Origin of the sequence: Moorella naiadis (nom. illeg.) (assembly GCF_051020825.1) — a bacterium.
Lineage (GTDB): Bacteria > Bacillota > DSM-521 > Neomoorellales > Neomoorellaceae > Neomoorella > Neomoorella naiadis.
Map to the genome: position 1 here is coordinate 75,771 of NZ_JAXGFQ010000009.1, position 16,504 is coordinate 92,274.

The 16,504-nt window shown below is 55.2% G+C and carries 15 protein-coding genes and 1 riboswitch; of the genes, 14 read left to right on the forward strand and 1 reads right to left on the reverse strand.

The window, feature by feature from the left end; genetic code table 11:
• The first annotated feature begins 264 nt into the window (after positions 1-264).
• The 12 genes from SDD30_RS07835 (at position 265) to SDD30_RS07890 (ending at position 10,466) form a co-directional block, all read left to right on the forward strand.
• Complete coding sequence (locus tag SDD30_RS07835) at positions 265-1,065, forward strand: metal ABC transporter ATP-binding protein (protein ID WP_434074366.1); 801 nt, start codon at positions 265-267, stop codon at positions 1,063-1,065.
• Positions 1,052-1,864 carry a metal ABC transporter permease gene (locus SDD30_RS07840; protein ID WP_434074367.1) on the forward strand — a complete coding sequence of 271 codons (813 nt, stop codon included), beginning with the start codon at positions 1,052-1,054 and terminating at the stop codon, positions 1,862-1,864. The genes SDD30_RS07835 and SDD30_RS07840 overlap by 14 nt, the downstream gene beginning before the upstream one ends.
• Complete coding sequence (locus SDD30_RS07845) at positions 1,852-2,283, forward strand: Fur family transcriptional regulator (RefSeq protein ID WP_434074368.1); 432 nt, start codon at positions 1,852-1,854, stop codon at positions 2,281-2,283. Before SDD30_RS07840 ends, SDD30_RS07845 begins: the two co-directional genes overlap by 13 nt.
• Positions 2,284-2,499: 216 nt before the next feature.
• On the forward strand, positions 2,500-2,880 hold the full coding sequence (locus tag SDD30_RS07850; protein WP_434074369.1) for a NifB/NifX family molybdenum-iron cluster-binding protein: 381 nt from the start codon (positions 2,500-2,502) through the stop codon (positions 2,878-2,880).
• Positions 2,880-3,239 (forward strand): NifB/NifX family molybdenum-iron cluster-binding protein, encoded by a 360-nt coding sequence (locus tag SDD30_RS07855; protein WP_434074370.1) that lies wholly within the window; start codon positions 2,880-2,882, stop codon positions 3,237-3,239. The genes SDD30_RS07850 and SDD30_RS07855 overlap by 1 nt, the downstream gene beginning before the upstream one ends.
• A gap of 147 nt (positions 3,240-3,386) precedes the next feature.
• Positions 3,387-3,557 (forward strand): 4Fe-4S binding protein, encoded by a 171-nt coding sequence (locus SDD30_RS07860; protein ID WP_109207438.1) that lies wholly within the window; start codon positions 3,387-3,389, stop codon positions 3,555-3,557.
• 15 nt (positions 3,558-3,572) lie between these two features.
• Positions 3,573-4,439 (forward strand): ATP-binding protein, encoded by an 867-nt coding sequence (locus SDD30_RS07865; RefSeq protein ID WP_434074371.1) that lies wholly within the window; start codon positions 3,573-3,575, stop codon positions 4,437-4,439.
• A complete protein-coding gene (locus SDD30_RS07870) occupies positions 4,417-5,403 on the forward strand; it encodes an ATP-binding protein (protein WP_434074372.1) in 987 nt (328 codons plus the stop codon). The genes SDD30_RS07865 and SDD30_RS07870 overlap by 23 nt, the downstream gene beginning before the upstream one ends.
• A gap of 272 nt (positions 5,404-5,675) precedes the next feature.
• On the forward strand, positions 5,676-6,836 hold the full coding sequence (locus tag SDD30_RS07875; RefSeq protein ID WP_434074373.1) for an ABC transporter substrate-binding protein: 1,161 nt from the start codon (positions 5,676-5,678) through the stop codon (positions 6,834-6,836).
• Entirely contained in the window at positions 6,833-7,654 is an 822-nt protein-coding gene (locus SDD30_RS07880; RefSeq protein ID WP_434074374.1) for an ABC transporter permease, read from the forward strand. The genes SDD30_RS07875 and SDD30_RS07880 overlap by 4 nt, the downstream gene beginning before the upstream one ends.
• 19 nt (positions 7,655-7,673) lie before the next feature.
• Positions 7,674-9,302, forward strand: a complete 1,629-nt coding sequence (locus tag SDD30_RS07885; RefSeq protein WP_434074375.1) for a uroporphyrinogen decarboxylase family protein — start codon at positions 7,674-7,676, stop codon at positions 9,300-9,302.
• 18 nt (positions 9,303-9,320) lie between these two features.
• A complete protein-coding gene (locus SDD30_RS07890) occupies positions 9,321-10,466 on the forward strand; it encodes a double-cubane-cluster-containing anaerobic reductase (RefSeq protein ID WP_434074376.1) in 1,146 nt (381 codons plus the stop codon).
• Positions 10,467-10,560: 94 nt separating this feature from the next.
• On the opposite strand, the gene SDD30_RS07895 is transcribed toward SDD30_RS07890, so the two are convergent.
• On the reverse strand, positions 10,561-11,157 hold the full coding sequence (locus SDD30_RS07895; protein ID WP_434074377.1) for a DJ-1/PfpI family protein: 597 nt from the start codon (positions 11,155-11,157) through the stop codon (positions 10,561-10,563).
• Between the two features lie 176 nt (positions 11,158-11,333).
• A riboswitch (cobalamin riboswitch) is annotated at positions 11,334-11,538 on the forward strand.
• Between the two features lie 393 nt (positions 11,539-11,931).
• Here SDD30_RS07895 and SDD30_RS07900 point away from each other — a divergent pair.
• Both SDD30_RS07900 and SDD30_RS07905 read left to right on the forward strand, forming a co-directional pair.
• On the forward strand, positions 11,932-13,554 hold the full coding sequence (locus SDD30_RS07900; RefSeq protein WP_434074378.1) for an S-layer homology domain-containing protein: 1,623 nt from the start codon (positions 11,932-11,934) through the stop codon (positions 13,552-13,554).
• Positions 13,555-13,673: 119 nt separating this feature from the next.
• Complete coding sequence (locus SDD30_RS07905) at positions 13,674-16,472, forward strand: S-layer homology domain-containing protein (RefSeq protein WP_434074379.1); 2,799 nt, start codon at positions 13,674-13,676, stop codon at positions 16,470-16,472.
• The last annotated feature ends 32 nt before the right edge of the window (positions 16,473-16,504 follow it).

The window sequence follows — 16,504 nt, forward strand, 5'->3', positions numbered from 1 at the left end:
CTATTGGGGGCGGGATGAGGCAGATTCCCTGAAGACGCATTTGCACTTAGTTGAGAAGAACGAGGGTGCTTTCGGATGAGCGCGGCCGCCTGTTTGAGACCCGGAGGGTCGAGTTAGGGCCGCGCCCGAAACGGGCCGAGTTCGTACAAGTATAAGGCGCAACCAGCACCCGAAGAGAACCTATCTCACCCTTAGCAACCAGAGGATACTAACATCCATTTTGGGTATAAGCTATTTTCAGGGGCGAAAGGAGGCAATGCCTGGATGGTAGTCAACATAAGAGAACTAGTGGTGCCAGTTGCTACAGATTTTCCGGCCGCCATCCCCGAGGTGGTACGGCTGAAAAATGTCTCCTTTGCCTATAACGGCAACGATGTTCTGGAAAACGTCAACCTGGCGGTAAGGGCCGGAGATTTCCTGGCCCTCATCGGCGCCAACGGCGCCGCCAAGACTACCCTGATGAAGATCATGGTGGGACTCTTAAAACCCCGAGCGGGGAAAGTGGAACTGCTGGGCCAGGACATCAGGCGCTTCCGGGAATGGCACCGCATTGGCTATATATCTCAGAATGCAGGTCACATAAATACCTCTTTTCCCGCCACCGTAGCCGAGGTGGTGGCGTCGGGGTATTACCACGGTTGGCGGGGAATGTTTACAGCTAGTGCCAGGCAAAGGGCCGTCCAAGGGGCCATGGAGCTGGTGGGGATCCCGGACCTGGCTGGTCGCCTGGTGGGTGAGCTTTCCGGCGGCCAGCGCCAGAAGGTATTCCTGGCCCGGGCCCTGGTGTCCCGACCGGTAATCCTTTTCCTGGACGAGCCGACTACCGGCATCGACCCTTCCGCCCGGGAGGAATTCTACCGGCTGCTGGAGCATCTCAACCGGGAAGAAGGCCTGACGATAATTATCATTACCCACGACGTTCAGACTGCCCTGGGGCGGGTGCAAAGGATTGGCTGTGTGCGTGACCGGGGCGTTTATGTCCACACCAATCTCAGCGAGGTAGATCAGGACCACCTGGCCGAGGTGCTGGGTTACCGGATAGGAGCGCGCCATGTCTATCCTTAGTTTCGCTTTCATGCAACGGGCCTTCCTGGCCGGTATCATTACCGCTATCCTGGCCGCGGTTATGGGCGTTTTTATTGTCTTAAAGCGCATGTCCCTGGTGGGAGACAGTCTGGCCCATGCCTCCCTGGCCGGGGTGGCCGCCGGGATGCTCTTGGGTTTTTATCCCTTCTACGGCGCCTTGTTGTTCGCCGCCGGCGCCGCCTTGGCGATTGAGTTTATTCGCAATGCCTTCCGGAGGTATGCCGAGGTCGCCCTGGCGGTGGTCATGTCCGGCGGCATGGCCCTGGCCGTAGTGCTGATCAGCCTGGGGAAGGCTTTTAACGCCGATTTGTTTTCCTATTTATTCGGCAGCCTGGTGGCCGTATCCCCGGCTGATGTCCGGGTCATCGCCGGCGCCGGTTTGGTAATTATCGTATCCATAGCCCTGCTGCACCGGGAACTCTTCGCCATTACCTTCGACGAGGAGGCGGCTTATCTTACCGGTATACCGGTTCGGGCTGTCAATATCTATTTTACCTTGCTCACGGCCCTGACCGTGGCCCTGGCGGTACGGGTGGTAGGGACGCTCCTGGTGGCAGCCCTGATGGTGATCCCGCCGGCAGTTAGCCTGCAACTCGCCCGGAGCTTCAAAGCTACCTTTGTTATAGCCATTGGCGTGGCCTTAAGCGCCGTCATCAGCGGCCTTTATGCCGCCTTCGTTTTTGACTTGGCCCCCGGGGGAACCATTGTCCTCATCGCCGCCGCCATCCTGGTGGCAGTCATCCTCGCGAAAGGAGCAATTAGCAGGTGGATCAGGTAAATATAGAAGCAATCCTTAAAGAAAAGGACCTCAAGGTTACCCCCCAGCGCAAGGCCATCCTGGCGGTGCTGGCCGGTGCCCACGCGGTTATGAACGTCCAGGAGTTATTTCAAGAGGTTATTAAGATCCTGCCGGGAACCAATTTTTCCACCGTCTACCGTAACCTGGATACTCTGCTGGCCCGGGGCCTTTTATGCCGCATCAGCCGGGAGAGCGGTGGCGATTTATATGAGCTGCGGCGGGAGGAAGGCCACCACCACCATGTTATCTGCAAGGGCTGCGGGGCTTCCATCCCCGTCAAATTTTGCCCCCTGGAGGCCATGGCTGCAGAACTGGCCGGCAAAGGTTTTCTCCCTACGGAGCACCGCTTTGAAGTTTACGGCTTTTGCGACCGCTGCCGGGCCAAGAAGGGGCGGTAACCTCAACCAGCACACCATGCGCCGGCACCCTGCGAACCGGTTCCGAGCAAAAAAGAGACGCCAAAGATTAGGGGCCTGAACAGGCAGTGACCCTGGAGCAAACCTCCAGGGTTATTTTTTATGTTATCCACCCTAATATTTTATTGACGTATGGCCATAATAGGTATATAATGTTATTGAACAACTGGTCATTAAAAACTAAAGGAGGGCGAAGGAATGAAGGTAGCCATTACGGCCCAGGGTAACGACGTGGCGGCAGCCACCGATCCCCGCTTTGGCCGCTGCCAGTATTTTGTCATCGCGGACACGGAAAAAGGAACCTTCACAGCGGTAGCCAATGATTACCTGGCCGCCGGGGGCGGCGCGGGTGTGGCTACGGCCCAGGAGCTGGTCAACCGCGGGGTGGAAGTAGTCCTGACCGGTAACGTCGGCCCTAATGCCCTGCGGGTTTTACAGGGCGCCGGGATTAAGGTTTACTCAACCCCGGCATCGACGGTCCAGGCGGCGTTACAGCAATGGCAGGCCGGCGGGGCCACACCTTTATCTCAGGCTAACGTAGGTTCCCATTTTGGTATGGGTCGAGGAGGTAGAAGATAATGAAGATCGCCGTTGCAACTGAAGGAAGCATGGTAGCCGAGCACTTTGGTCACTGCTCCCAATACAGTCTTTTTAACGTCGAAGATGGGAAGGTAAGCAGCAAAGAAGTCATTGCCAATCCCGGCCACCAGCCTGGCTTTTTACCCGGCTACCTGGCCAATTTGAGCGTTACTTGCGTTATTGTCGGCGGCATCGGCAGCCGGGCCGTAGATTTATTTTGCGAGCAAGGCATAGAGGTCATCAGCGGTGCCGCTGGCCATGTAGATGACGTTGTGAAGGCCTACCTTGATGGAAATCTCAAGAGTACCGGCGGTACCTGTAATCATGACCTTGAGGGTCACGAGGGCTGCGATCACTGAGTAAAACAGGGGGTGCCGTTTATGGCGACACCCTGCTACGCTAAAATAAATGCGCGCTGAGATACCAGGGTGTCTCCGTGAAGCCGGCTACCATCTATGGTAGCGCCTGTCACCGGTGAACAGGAAAAATAGGGAGGGGGATAGCATATGGCAGCCAGGGTTGACGAGGATAAATGCACTGGATGCGGTAGCTGCGCTGAAGTATGTCCTGTAGAAGCCATTACAATCGATAATATAGCCACAATTGATCCTGACGAGTGTCTGGAATGCGGCGCCTGCGTCGACGAATGCCCCAACGGTGCCATTAGCCTTGAGTAGGGTGTGGTGAAGCCCATGATTATTACAGTGGCCAGCGGCAAGGGAGGCACGGGGAAAACGACCATCGTGACCAACCTGGCTCTGGCCCTGGCCCGTAAAATGCCGGTCCAGGTCCTGGATTGCGATGTCGAAGAACCCAATGCCCATCTCTTCCTGCATCCGGAATTTCAGGAAGAGGAGGAGGTAACCCTGCCGGTACCGGAAGTTGATAGTAATAAGTGCGATGGCTGCGGCAAATGCAGCGAGGCCTGCGCTTTTCACGCCCTGGCCGTCGCCGGCGGGAAGGTAATTACCTTCCCGGAGATGTGTCACGGTTGCGGCGGCTGTGCGTTGGTATGCCCCCAGGGAGCCATTACGGAAAAACCCCACCGTATCGGAGTGGTGGCCAGGGGCCAGGCCGGCAGGATTGCTTTTGCCCATGGGATGATCGACGTGGGCCATCCCCTGGCGCCGCCGGTGATTAAAGCGGTGAAAAAAAGAGCCGTCGGGGAAGGATTGACCCTTATCGACGCACCGCCGGGTACTTCCTGCCCGGTGGTCGCCGCCGTAAAGGATAGCGACTTCTGCCTGCTGGTTACCGAGCCCACCCCCTTCGGGCTCAACGACCTGAAGCTGGCCGTCGGCATGGTGCGGGAACTGGAGGTTCCCTTTGCGGTAGTTATCAATCGTTCCAGCCTGGGCGACCAGCGGGTGGAGCGTTATTGCCGCCAGGAGAGAATCCCGGTCCTCCTAAAAATACCCTTTGATAAACGCTATGCTGCCACCTATGCCCGGGGAAAATGCCTGGTCGAAGAATACCCTGATTGGGTAGCGGCCTTTGTCGGCCTCTGGCAGGAGATAGAGAGGTTGGTGTCACAGCATGCAAGAGTTGCTGGTAATTAGCGGTAAGGGTGGGACCGGGAAAACTTCCCTGGTAGCCGCTTTGGCGGCCCTGGCGGAGGATAAAGTCCTGGCCGACTGCGATGTGGACGCTGCCGACTTGCACCTGCTCCTCCGGCCGGAGGTGGAGAGCGTTAATGAATTTTACGGTTCCTCAAAAGCAGTGCTCAATACCGACCTCTGTACCAGGTGCGGACGGTGTATGGAAGTATGCCGCTACGAGGCTATTGCCCGCGTAGCACCAGCCCAGGCTTTACCCGGAACCATCCAGTCTCCGGCTCCCGGCCCCCGGTGGCCAACCCCCGTTTTCCAGGTAGATCCCATAGCCTGTGAAGGTTGCGGTGTCTGCGCCCATATTTGCCCGGCCGGGGCCATTACTATGAAACCCAATCTGGCCGGGTACTGGTATATTTCAGCAACCCCTTACGGCCCCCTGGTTCATGCCCAGCTCGGCCTGGCGGAAGATAATTCCGGCAAACTGGTGACGCAGGTCCGCCAGGAAGCCCGGCGCCTGGCAGAGGAGCATAATGCCCGGCTGATCATCACTGACGGCCCTCCCGGTATCGGCTGCCCGGTCATATCTTCCCTGACGGGAGTAACCCTGGCCCTGGTGATGACGGAACCGACGGTAGCCGGCTGGCACGATTTAGAACGGGTAATTAAACTAGCCGATCACTTTAAAGTACCGGTAGCCGTTTGCATTAACAAGTATGACCTGGCCCCGGAGAAGAGCCGGGAGATCGAGGCTTACTGTTACGAACAGTGCCTGGCCGTGGCTGGTAAGATCCCCTTTGATGTCGACGTAGCTAGGGCTTTAGTCAATGCCGTACCCCTCACAACCTGTTCCCGCGGAGTAGCAGCTACCGCCGTCGAGGCGATGTGGGACAGCTTGCAAGTACAATTGGGGAGGCTATTAAAAGCAAGTAGTGGTGGGTCCTCCCTTGAACAAAGCCGATCGTTTGGATAACCTGCTGAGCTGTTCCCTTTGTCCTTACCATATGATTATCTTGAAAAATAAATGGCCACGAAGGTCAATCCTGGATGTGGCAGGAAAAAGGCCTTCGCGGCCTTTTTGTATCCAGGGCTTGTTTTAAGGATTTTCATAGTTGTCTTTTTGACTAGGGGAAGAGGCATTTTACATTAGATATAACAAATTGTCATAGTAAATATAACAGGATTTCAGAGATATACGTCTAATATTATAGGCAATTAATTATTTGCGTCAAATGGAGGGCATATATGAAAAGCAAAGGAATTTTTTTGGCAGTGGTAGTATTAATTCTTGGCCTGTTAAGCGTGGGGTGTTCTGGTGGCCAGGGAAAGGGAGCAGCAGGAGAGGTACCAACGTTAAAGTTGGGGTATATAATGTCCGACCATCATACACCGCTTTTTATGGCCTTAACGCGGTGGCAAAAATTCCGCGCTCAATACAACCTTTATCTACAGCCGATACAAGAAAGGGAATGGTACGATTTTTATGCCGGTGGCCGAAAAATAGCCCGGGTAAAACTGGTTTCTACCCAGCAAGGGCCGGACGTTCAGCGTTTGATGAGCCAGGGCAGTGTGGACATGGGGATTACAGGTGTCCAGGCCTTAATCCTTTCCTTCGATAAAGGTTTGGACGCAAAATTAATTGCGCCCATGCAGACTGGTGGTAATTTATTAGTGGTAAAGAAGGGTTTGGCGGTTAAAAGCTGGCCGGAATTCGTAGCCATGGTTAAAGGCAAGAAACAGCAATTGAAAATTGGTCATCCAGGAGCGCAGACAATTGCCAGTATCATCTTCAGGTCGGCCTTAAAAGCGGAAGGAATAACTTTTAGTGATAATCCGCAAGACCGGCAGGTCGACATTACCTTTGTCGATATGAAGGGCCACGGTAATCTGCCTTCAGCCCTTAATAATCAATTAGTTGATGGGTTTATCGGTCCCGAACCTTATCCCGCCCTGGCTATTCAAGAAGGTATGGCTGCAAAGGTAACCAATCTGGAAACTTTACCGCCGGCAGGGCGATGGAAGAATCATGCCTGCTGTGCGGTAGAAGCAACCGAGGCTTTAATTGCTCAACACCGCGACCTGGTGGAAAAAATGGAGGAGCTTTTAATCCTGGCCACTCGGGATGTAAACCAGAATCGTGATGGGGCAGCTAAAGACGCGGCTGCCTGGCTGGGTGTAAGTGAAAAAGTGGAAATAGATGCTCTTAAGTCCGTCAATTTTACTTCTGATCCCACAGGAGAGTGGCGGCAAAGCGTGGGCACCTTTGGGCAAATCATGGATAGTATGGGTCAGCTATCTGGACGGTTGCATGGCTTAAAGCCCGCCGCAATAGCAGCCAGGGTGTTTGATCAAAGTATATATGATGAAGCGGTTAGAGAATTAAAGCAGCAAGGGTTGTTACCATGAAAGCTGGGTTGTTTAAACTCCTGACCAGGTTTTTGCTGCCGGGCCTATTGGTGATGTTGTGGGAAGTTATCGCCATCCGTATCGGAAAGCCTGGTGTTTTACCGCGAGTTGAAAGCGTATTTGCGGTTTTGGAGCACCCTTCCACCAGGGTTTTAACCGGTAACTCTCTCCTGGAGTGTATATATGTTAGTCTGGCACGGGTGATAGTGGCCTTTATCCTGGCCATAGCCATAGCAGTTCCTACGGGTATATTCATGGGCCGTTATCAGGTGGTAAAAAACCTGGGCGATTCTTTGGTCGAATTATTCCGGCCGGTGCCGCCCCTGGCCTGGGTGCCGTTAATACTGGCCTGGACAGGGATAACCAGCCTGGCAGAAATTTTACCCTGGCGGGTCGAGAATGCTCTCCTTTGGAACATACAACTTTCAATGCTCCTCATCATTATGATTGGTGTTTTCTTTCCCGTTCTCCTGAACACCATTCATGGCGTTCAAAGCGTACCGCCGCAAATTATCGAAGCAGCCCAGACCCTGGGAGCCAGGGAACAGACCCTTCTGACCAGGGTGATTCTGCCCCAGGCCTTGCCCTGCATTCTTACCGGTACCCGGATAGGACTGGGAGTAGGTTGGATGTGCCTGGTGGCCGCCGAGATGTTGCCCGGCAGTACCGCCGGCCTGGGCTACCTTATCTGGTATGCCCATGAGCTCATGCGCACGGATATAGTTTTGGCCGGGATAATAATTATCGGTTTAATTGGCACGGCCTTTGACCAGGCGCTGCGCTTGATTGAAAGCACATATTTCTCCTGGATTGAATAAAGGATAGGGGAATAAAGGGATGCGGCTCATTGACCTGGTGAATGGCGCCGGGCGGCGCCTGGTATTTTTTATTGGCAGTTTTCCCGGCGCAGCCCTGCAAGGCGTTACATTAAAAGAAGTATACTTTTCAGCCTCCCTCCAGGCAGAGACGGCCTGCTGCCTGGCGGAACGTTTCCAGCCCGATTTTATCCGCCCGGTTACCGATCTGGTGGTCGAGGCCGAGGCTATGGGTTTGCAGGCCCGTTATCCGGATTATGGCGCCCCGGTGTTGGCAGAGCATCCGGTAACTGGACCGGAGGCACTGGACCGACTCAAGCTACCCAGTCCCCACCGTGACGGCCGCCTGCCAATAAATATCGAAGCAATCCGCTTGATAAAGCAGCGGACCGACAAACCGGTAATAGGTTCCTTGACCGGCCCCTTTACTCTAGCCGGCGCCCTTTGCGGTCCGGCCGATGTGGCCATGAAAGCAATTACCGCGCCCCAATTTTTGCATTCTTTACTGGCCTTTTGCACGCAGGCATTAAAGGGTTATGGGGAAGCCCTGCTGGCAGCCGGGGCGGATGTCCTCTGGATTTCCGAACCCCTGGGCTCTTTGCTCTCACCGGCGCAGTTCTGGCAATTTTCCGGCCGGTATATCCAGGAGATATTGGCGGCTTTTCCGGTCATGAATATGCTCCACATCTGCGGCGATACCAGCTATATGCTCAAAGAAATGCTTGCCACGGGTACCCAGGGGTTGAGCCTGGACACCCGGGTTAATCTGGCTATCCTGGTCGCGCAGGTGCCGGATGATGTGGTTTTGATTGGTAATATCGATCCCGTAGGAGTTATGCTGGCAGGGACGCCCCGGCAGGTAGTAAAGGCTACTACCAATCTCTTGGTGGACATGCAACCTTACAAAAATTTTATTATGAGCACGGGATGCAGTTTGCCCTTTGAAGTCACGGCAGAAAATATCAGCGCCTTTATTACGACTGTCAGGGGTTTTCCCTATCTATTTCCTTCCCAGGCCGACCTGCTGGGTTCTTTACGACAGGCGTTACTTAGCGGCGACAGTGAACAGGTAATAACCCTGGCTAAGGAAGGCTTGGAGGGTGGGATGGACGCACTTACCATCCTTCAGGGGGGACTTATCCCGGCCATCAACCTGGCCGGCGAATTTTACCAGCAGCAGAAACTATTTATCCCCGAGCTTTTATTGATTAGCCAAGCCATGTACGCCGGGCTGGAGGTTATCAGGCCGGAACTGGTCCAGGAGCAGTATGGTGCCAGGGGTAAGATCGTTTTGGGTACGGTGCAAGGCGACTTTCATGATATTGGTAAAAACCTGGTCGGCTTGATGCTGGCCGCTAATGACTACCAGGTTATCGACCTGGGCAAAGACGTAGCTCCGGAGGGATTCGCCGCCGCCGTACGGGAATACCGGCCACAGGTAGTGGGCTTATCGGCTTTAACGACCACAAGTATGAAATCTATGGAGAAGATTGTGCAGGTTTTAAAAGACGGTGGGCTAAAAGAGGCGGTAAAAGTCATAGTGGGTGGGGCCCCCGTTACCTCGGAGTTTGCCCAGCGTATTGGCGCCGATGCCTACGCTCCCGACGCTGCGGCGGCGGTGGCCGAGGTAGCCAATTTGATAGATTTATAAGGGTAAAGGAGCATCCAGATGGCCAACCAAGCACTGGCGTATTTTGAAGACTTGCGCGAAAGGAATGTCCTGGAGATCAAAAAAGCCAAAGAAGAGGGGAAAAAGGTAGTCGGTACTTATTGCGCTTTTACCCCCAAAGAACTCATCATTGCGGCCGGGGCCATCCCTGTTTCCCTGTGCGGTACCCGGCAGGAACCCATTCCTGAAGCCGAAAAGATCTTACCTCGCAACCTTTGTCCTTTAATTAAATCCAGTTTTGGCTTTGCCATAACCGCTACCTGTCCCTATTTCCATTTTGCCGACCTGCTTATTGCTGAAACTACCTGCGACGGCAAGATTAAGATGTACGAACTACTGCGGGAATATAAACCTATGCATGTCCTTAATTTACCGCCGACACCTTTGGGTGAAGGAGCGCTGGCTTACTGGTATCACGAAGTAGTTAAGACCAAGGAGCGCCTGGAAAGGGAGTTTGGCGTTACCATTACGGCGATAAAATTGAGGGAGGCAATCCGCCAGGTTAATCAAGAACGACGGGCACTGCTGGAGTTTAACCGATTAAACTGCCATGACCCGGCACCGCTGTCAGGTTTAGATCTCTTAAAAGTCCTCTGGGCTAAAGGGTTTACCCCCGATCTATCTACCGGCACGGCCGCCATCTATCAGGTAATTGCAACGGTTAAGGAACAAATGGCTGAAGGGTTTTACGCAGCACCGCCCGGGACACCGCGACTACTTTTAACCGGTTGCCCGGTGGGCCTGGGTTCGGAGAAGGTAATTAAGCTGGTTGAGGAAGGAGGCGGCGTAGTAGTCTGCCTGGAATCCTGCAGCGGCCTTAAACCTCTGGAACCCTTGATTGATGAGGAGGAAGAACCCCTCCGGGCCATTGCGGCCAAATACTTACAGACACCTTGTTCCTGCTTAACTCCCAATAAAGGCCGTTTGGAATTGCTGGCGCGGCTTATTCAAGAATACCGGGTCGACGGGGTAATCGATCTTACCTGGCAAGCCTGCCATACCTATAATATTGAATCCCATAACATTAGAAATATGATCCAGCAAAAGGCAGGGCTACCGTTTTTGCAAATCGAGACGGATTACTCGACGGGGGATCTGCAACAGCTTAAGGTCCGGATTGACGCTTACCTGGAAATGATTAAATAGGGAGCCCCCTTTAAAGACGCCTGCTTTACCGTAGGCAGCAGGATTGTTTTTGCAGCCATCATTAATTATTATATAATAATTATATAATCTATGGTTAAGCCCCTAGCAAGGAATCGATACCGGCGATCAGTCCAGCAAATTGTCTTATCCATTCTGGATTTCCCCGCCAGGAGGCGGCAGAAACCAGATTGCCATCCCTGTACACATTAGCTAAAGTTTCATTAACTTCGCCCCATATAGCTCCAGCGAGAAGAAGATCGGGTTTAATTCCAGGATAACCTGTACACAGCTTGCCTCTAAGTACGCCGGCTGCTATTAAAATTTGCGGCCCGTGGCAGGTAACGGCTACGGGCTTATTAGTTATAAAAAAATGCTGGACAATTTTCAGCACTCGTTCATTGAGGCGTAAATATTCTGGTGAACGGCCGCCGGGGATAACTAGGCCGATATAGTCTAGGGGATCTACTTTATCAAAGGTAGCAGTAAGAAGGAAATTGTGCCCGGGCTTCTCGCTATAAGTCTGCTCTTTTTCAAAGTCATGAATAGCGGTTTTTACAGTTTCTCCCGCCCATTTACCAGGAGAAACGCTGTGAACGGTATACCTCAACATAGTTAAGGCCTGAAAAGGAAAGCTAGCTTCATAATCTTCTACGTAATCGCCAACCAGCATGAGTATTTTTTTGCCAGGCATGTTTATCCCCCTTTTTATTCTATGCCACAGCTATAGAAAAAGAACGCAGGATGAGTTTGTACCAGGAGAGGAATGATTATACACATCCGCCGAAAAAATAAATCCTGCCAGGCAGGATTCTGGTACGATATGTAGAATACCTAAACCGAACGTAAATAAAATAGCGCAGGCATCAAGGGAAGCCGGTGTAAAGCCGGCGCGGTCGCGCCACTGTAAGGGGGAGCGACCCCACAACGGGCCACTGGTCCGGTAGGCAGCGAGATCTCCGCCGCTAAGGGTTAATTCCTTTTAGTAGGGAAAATGCCCGGGGTGGTGCAGTAAAAGGAGCTGGGTGCCGGACTGGGAAGGTGTGGGGGAGCGGTGAACCCGAGCCAGGATACCGGGTGCTTGCTATCGAGCTGATGCTCCCTACGCAGGATGGGGAACGGGCACACCCCCTGTCTTATTTGGAGCAGGGGTTTTAATTTTATCAGGGTAGGCGCCTGGCCCCGAGGGGCCGGGCTCAAATGCTGCCAGCCGGTCCGGCAAGGGGCTTCCAAAGGAGCAGATAACTGGAAGTCCCCGATGCGCCGGGACCGGTACCTGGACGGCCTATTCTAACCCACCCGCGGAGTATTACGGGGAGGTGTTAGCATGAGGCCGTTTATTCGTTTTAGGTGGCCGTAGGGCGACAATTGAAGGCAGCGGCGATGTTTGCTGCGCCGTTACCGCGGTTGTTGTCAGGGGCATAAAGATAACGTACTTTATATCTCTCAAGGTAAGGGAGGAATTAATATGTCTACTCGCCAGGCCTTTCATCCCGGCGGGCGGCCGGCGGCCCTGGCAACGGCGGTATGTTTAATTATCGGCCTGTTGATGCTCCTGGTGGTACCGGCGTGGGGGGAAGCGGCTGTTTCTCCCTTGATGGATAAAGCAGTGCAATTCCTGCAGCATGATTATTTAAAAAACGGGTTGCTTAACTCAGAAATGGGCGTGGGGTCGTACGCTTTTTACGTGCTGAGACAGGCCGGTGTTGACGCCGGTGCCTGGACGCACCAGGGCGTGACTTTGCGGGAGGCAGTGGTAAAAGCAGTCAGGAATGATCTGGATAAAGGGGGAGAAATACGGGCCAAGCAGTTGGCCCAGGACCTGGCGGCCATGCAGGCGCTGGGGGAAAAGGACCTGGCCGGCCGGTTGCTGCAGGCCTTGAAAAACAGGCAGACCGACAGAGGCTTTGAAGATATCGGGCCGTTAAGCATCTACAACAACATGCCTGCCTTTGATTTTTTAAGCAGGGCGGGGATGCTGGAGCAGATAAACATCCGCCTGGCCAGGAATTACATCCTAGAAAGACAGTATGTCAAGGAACAAAATGCCCGGTACGGCAGCTGGGGGTCGCAGGACGGCGACCAATACTACGCCGACTTCATGGCCACCGCTGAGGCGGTGCGAACACTGCACTATTTGGACCCGCAAAAAAAAGATCTACAGGTGCAGCAGGCCATTCAAAACGGCCTGGCCTGGATGCAGAAGCAGCAAAAGCCTGACGGCAGCTTTATGGCCGGCATGGACGACCCGGTAATTGACACGGCAGAAGTGATGGTGACCTTGAAAACCCTAGGTATGGACCCGACGGCCTGGAAAAGCGGCCCGGGGAAGAGTGCCGTTGATTACCTGAGGGATAAGTCATTGAACGCCGATGGGAGCTTCGGCACCTCGGGAAACACCATGGATGCCATCTGGGTGCTCTGGGCGTGCCTGGCCCTAGAAGGGAAGGCAGGCCAGCCGGCGCAACTACAGCCCGGCCCCCAGGAGGGGCCTACCCGGCAGACGCAGCCCGCTGGAAAAACGACTTTTAAGGACCTCCAAGGCCACTGGGCGGAAGGGGCCGTCAAACGGCTGCTGCAAATGGGAGTTGTTTCTGGTTACCCGGACGGTACCTTTAAACCCGAAGGACAGGTGACCCGCTATGAAATAGCCTCCCTGATGGTGCGCCTGCTAAAGCCGGCGGGGGCCTCCGGGCAAGACCTGTTTATCCTCGATCAGAAGTTTAAAGACAGCCGGGATATTCCCCAGTGGGCCCGAGAAGCAGTAGCTGTAGCCTTGAGGGAGGGGCTCATTGCCGGCTACCCGCAAGAGGATGGCGCCCTTGTTTTTAAAGGGGAAGATCCGGTAAGCCGGGCCGAACTGGCCGCCGTGATGGCCCGGATAATTAAAAAGAAGGGCGGGGAGGTGAGGCCGAAGGAGCTGGATTTCACTGACGCGGGCCAGATACCGGCCTGGGCGCAAGAGGCCGTAGGGGTGGCTTATGCCCAAGGGGTTGCCGGCGGCTATCCCGACCGGACCTTCCGGGCGGAAAGGAAGGTGACCAGGGCGGAAGCAGCCGCCATGCTGCTGCGTTTGGCTGAGGTGCTGTAAGGGGGCAGCTAAAAGGCCCTAGAAGACAAAAGAAGGCGTTTGTTTCTGCGGGGGACAAGTTACTATGGTAAAATTTGGCGAGGCTCTCCAATGAGAACACCGTAAGGGGGTTCGGGAAGTTGCATAACCATCGAAGGGCAATTAAAAAGTTAAGCCTGCTGCTGGTTTTACTCATGGCCGTAACCCTTCTGGCGCCGGCGGTAAATGCCGGCGCCAGCGGGGTATCCGGCTCACCGGCCAACAATGCCGTGCAGTTTTTGTACAATGAGTACGCCCAGAAGGGGATCAATAATTCGGACTCCGGGGTCGGCTCTTACGCTTTTTATGTATTAAGACAGGCCGGGGTAGATGTCAGCACCTGGGTGTATAACAGTAAAAACCTAGAAAATACCGTAGCCGATACTGTTTACAGCGACTTGCAAAACCAGGCTAACGTCAAGGCCAAAACCCTGGCCCAGGACCTGGTGGCCGCCCAGGCGCTGGGGCGAAACGATCTGGCCGATCAGCTGGCGGCGATTTTGAAAAACAGGCAGACGGAAAGCGGTTTTGACAACAGCCTTTTCAGCGACCTGCCGGCCTTTGACCTGCTGGGCCGGGCGGGCAAGCTGAGCGTTGTCAACGCCGCTTACGCCAGGGATAATATTTTAAGCAATCAACTCACCGTGTCCGCAGATGTGTACGGCGCCTGGGGCGGTAGCTGGACAGATGCTAATGGCCTACACTATTTCACCGACTTTATGTCTACGGCAGAGGCCCTGCGGGCGCTGCACTACCTGGATCCCAGCGGCGGCGATGTTGCGGTTCAGGCGGCCGTTTATAATGGGCTCGAGTGGCTGAAAAAGCAGCAGCAGGCCGACGGCAGCTTTAAGGCCGGTTGGGACGACCCGCTGGTAGACACCTGCGAAGCGATCCTTACGGCCAAGACCCTCGGCCAGGACCCGGCCACCTGGCAGTCTTCCTTGGGGAAGAGCCCCGTTGACTACCTGCTGAGCGGCGCGGTCGTCAACCAGGACGGCTCACTGGGCACCTCAAAAAACGCCATGGACGCCACCTGGGCGCTCAGCGCCTGCAATTTACTGGACATTAAGCCTGGTTTTTATCTTGACCCAGTGCAAGCCACTTTGAGCATAGGCACTCAACAACAATTCCGCGCCGTCTGGCAGGACGCCTACGGCCAGTCTGACGTGACCCAGTGGGCCGCCTGGTCCGTAGCCGATACCGGCATCGCCAGCGTTGACGACAGTGTTTACAAAGGGCAGGTTACGGCGAAAGGTGCCGGCCAGACGGTGGTTAAGGCCGTCTATAACGGCCTGACGGCGGCGGCTACGCTGACCGTGCCGGCTCCCCCCAGCGGCGGCGCTGCCGCTACGGCGGTGACGGTGGGGATGGCCGCCGTGGGCATGAACAACGAACTGCTCTACGGCCCGTCCTACGTAATGGTGCCGCAAGGAAACAAATGGGGCCTCACCGCCCTGGGGGCCCTGGAAGCCGCGGGCGTCTACTACCATACTTCCACCTGGTCTTGGGGCGTCCTGGTCGATGACATCGCCGGGCAGGCCAACAGCGGCATGGCCGGCTGGATGTACGCCGTGAACGGGCAGATGCCCTCCTTTGGCCCGGAAAAGTACAATATTAATGAGGGCGATAAGATTATCTGGTACTACAGCAAGAGCATGGACCAGCAGCCCCCCACATGGGACGAACTGGTGAGGTGGGCTTCCGGCGGGGGCGGCCAGACAGCCGGCCTGCCTGCCGCAGTGAGCGATTCCGTTTTCAATGAAGCCATGGCTGGCGCAGCTTCAACCGGCCGGGTAGTACTGCAGGCAGGCGCCGACCAAACCGTGCTGGCCCTGACGGTGGATCATGTGGCTAAGATAATTGCTGTCAACAAACCCCTGGCCGTCGCCGTTTCCGGCGTACAGTTTGTGCTTCCCGTGGACAGCTTGAAAGCGCCGGAGTTGAAGGCTGCCGAGGCAGCGCAGCTTCAGGTGAAAGCCCAGAAGTTGAGCGGCGCCGAAGCCCAAGATCTGCTTAAACCTGTTGGCGCTAAGCTTAAACTGGCGGGCGATGTCTACGAGCTGGACGTGCTGGCCGTAAAGAAAGACGGAGCGGCGCAGAAGATCACGCAGCTTCCCGGCTGCCTGGTGATGCTGCCGGTTCCTGCTGGAGCCGAGGAAGCGGCGGCGGCCGGCCGGTTGAAAGCCTACCGCTATGAGGAAAGCGCCAAGACCTGGGCTGAGGTGGGCGGAACCTATGACCAGGGGGCAGGTGTTATTACCTTCAAAGCCGAACATTTCAGCAAATATGCCTTGCTGGAGACCCCCGCCCCTGCGGTGAAGACTTTTGCCGATATTGCCGGGCACTGGGCCCAGAAAGAGATTGAATTCATGGCCGCGCAAGGTTTTGTAGCCGGTGTGGGGGATAACAAGTTTGCACCGGAAGCCACCGTTACGCGGGCCGAATTTGCCGCCATCGTGGCCCGGATGGCCGGCCTGGCGGCCGACCCGGACGGGGCGAAACCTTTCCATGACGTGCCGCAAAACGCCTGGTACTGCGGCGTCGTGGGTGCGGCGGCTAAAGCAGGGTTGGTGCGGGGTGTCGGCGAACATAGTTTTGCCCCGGACGAGCCCATCACCCGGGAGCAAATGGCGGCCATGATGGTGCGGTTAATGGCGCAAAAGGGGCTCAATATGACCATCGGTGCTACCGAGGCATCCGGGCTGCTGGCCGGCTTTCAAGATGCCGCCTCTATTTCTTCCTGGGCGCGCAATGCGGTGGCCCTGGTGGCGCAGGAGAGAATAATGGTAGGCCGGGCGACGGGCCAGTTCGTCCCTGCAGGTGACGCCACCCGGGCAGAAGCTACTGTAGTGCTCTGCCGGGTGTGGCAGAAGCTGCAGCTGGCTGCTGAAAAAAAGTAATGTAAAAAAAAGTAGAGGCGGGAGCGGGTCCG

What these genes read in the sequence shown, in the direction of transcription:
- SDD30_RS07855 (WP_434074370.1), top strand. Translation starts at nt 2,880, where the DNA reads ATGAAGATCGCCGTTGCAACTGAAGGAAGCATGGTAGCCGAGCACTTT.
- SDD30_RS07895 (WP_434074377.1), bottom strand. Translation starts at nt 11,157, where the DNA reads ATGCCTGGCAAAAAAATACTCATGCTGGTTGGCGATTACGTAGAAGAT.
- SDD30_RS07835 (WP_434074366.1), top strand. Translation starts at nt 265, where the DNA reads ATGGTAGTCAACATAAGAGAACTAGTGGTGCCAGTTGCTACAGATTTT.
- SDD30_RS07885 (WP_434074375.1), top strand. Translation starts at nt 7,674, where the DNA reads ATGCGGCTCATTGACCTGGTGAATGGCGCCGGGCGGCGCCTGGTATTT.
- SDD30_RS07860 (WP_109207438.1), top strand. Translation starts at nt 3,387, where the DNA reads ATGGCAGCCAGGGTTGACGAGGATAAATGCACTGGATGCGGTAGCTGC.
- SDD30_RS07840 (WP_434074367.1), top strand. Translation starts at nt 1,052, where the DNA reads ATGTCTATCCTTAGTTTCGCTTTCATGCAACGGGCCTTCCTGGCCGGT.
- SDD30_RS07875 (WP_434074373.1), top strand. Translation starts at nt 5,676, where the DNA reads ATGAAAAGCAAAGGAATTTTTTTGGCAGTGGTAGTATTAATTCTTGGC.
- SDD30_RS07850 (WP_434074369.1), top strand. Translation starts at nt 2,500, where the DNA reads ATGAAGGTAGCCATTACGGCCCAGGGTAACGACGTGGCGGCAGCCACC.
- SDD30_RS07880 (WP_434074374.1), top strand. Translation starts at nt 6,833, where the DNA reads ATGAAAGCTGGGTTGTTTAAACTCCTGACCAGGTTTTTGCTGCCGGGC.
- SDD30_RS07900 (WP_434074378.1), top strand. Translation starts at nt 11,932, where the DNA reads ATGTCTACTCGCCAGGCCTTTCATCCCGGCGGGCGGCCGGCGGCCCTG.
- SDD30_RS07870 (WP_434074372.1), top strand. Translation starts at nt 4,417, where the DNA reads ATGCAAGAGTTGCTGGTAATTAGCGGTAAGGGTGGGACCGGGAAAACT.
- SDD30_RS07890 (WP_434074376.1), top strand. Translation starts at nt 9,321, where the DNA reads ATGGCCAACCAAGCACTGGCGTATTTTGAAGACTTGCGCGAAAGGAAT.
- SDD30_RS07865 (WP_434074371.1), top strand. Translation starts at nt 3,573, where the DNA reads ATGATTATTACAGTGGCCAGCGGCAAGGGAGGCACGGGGAAAACGACC.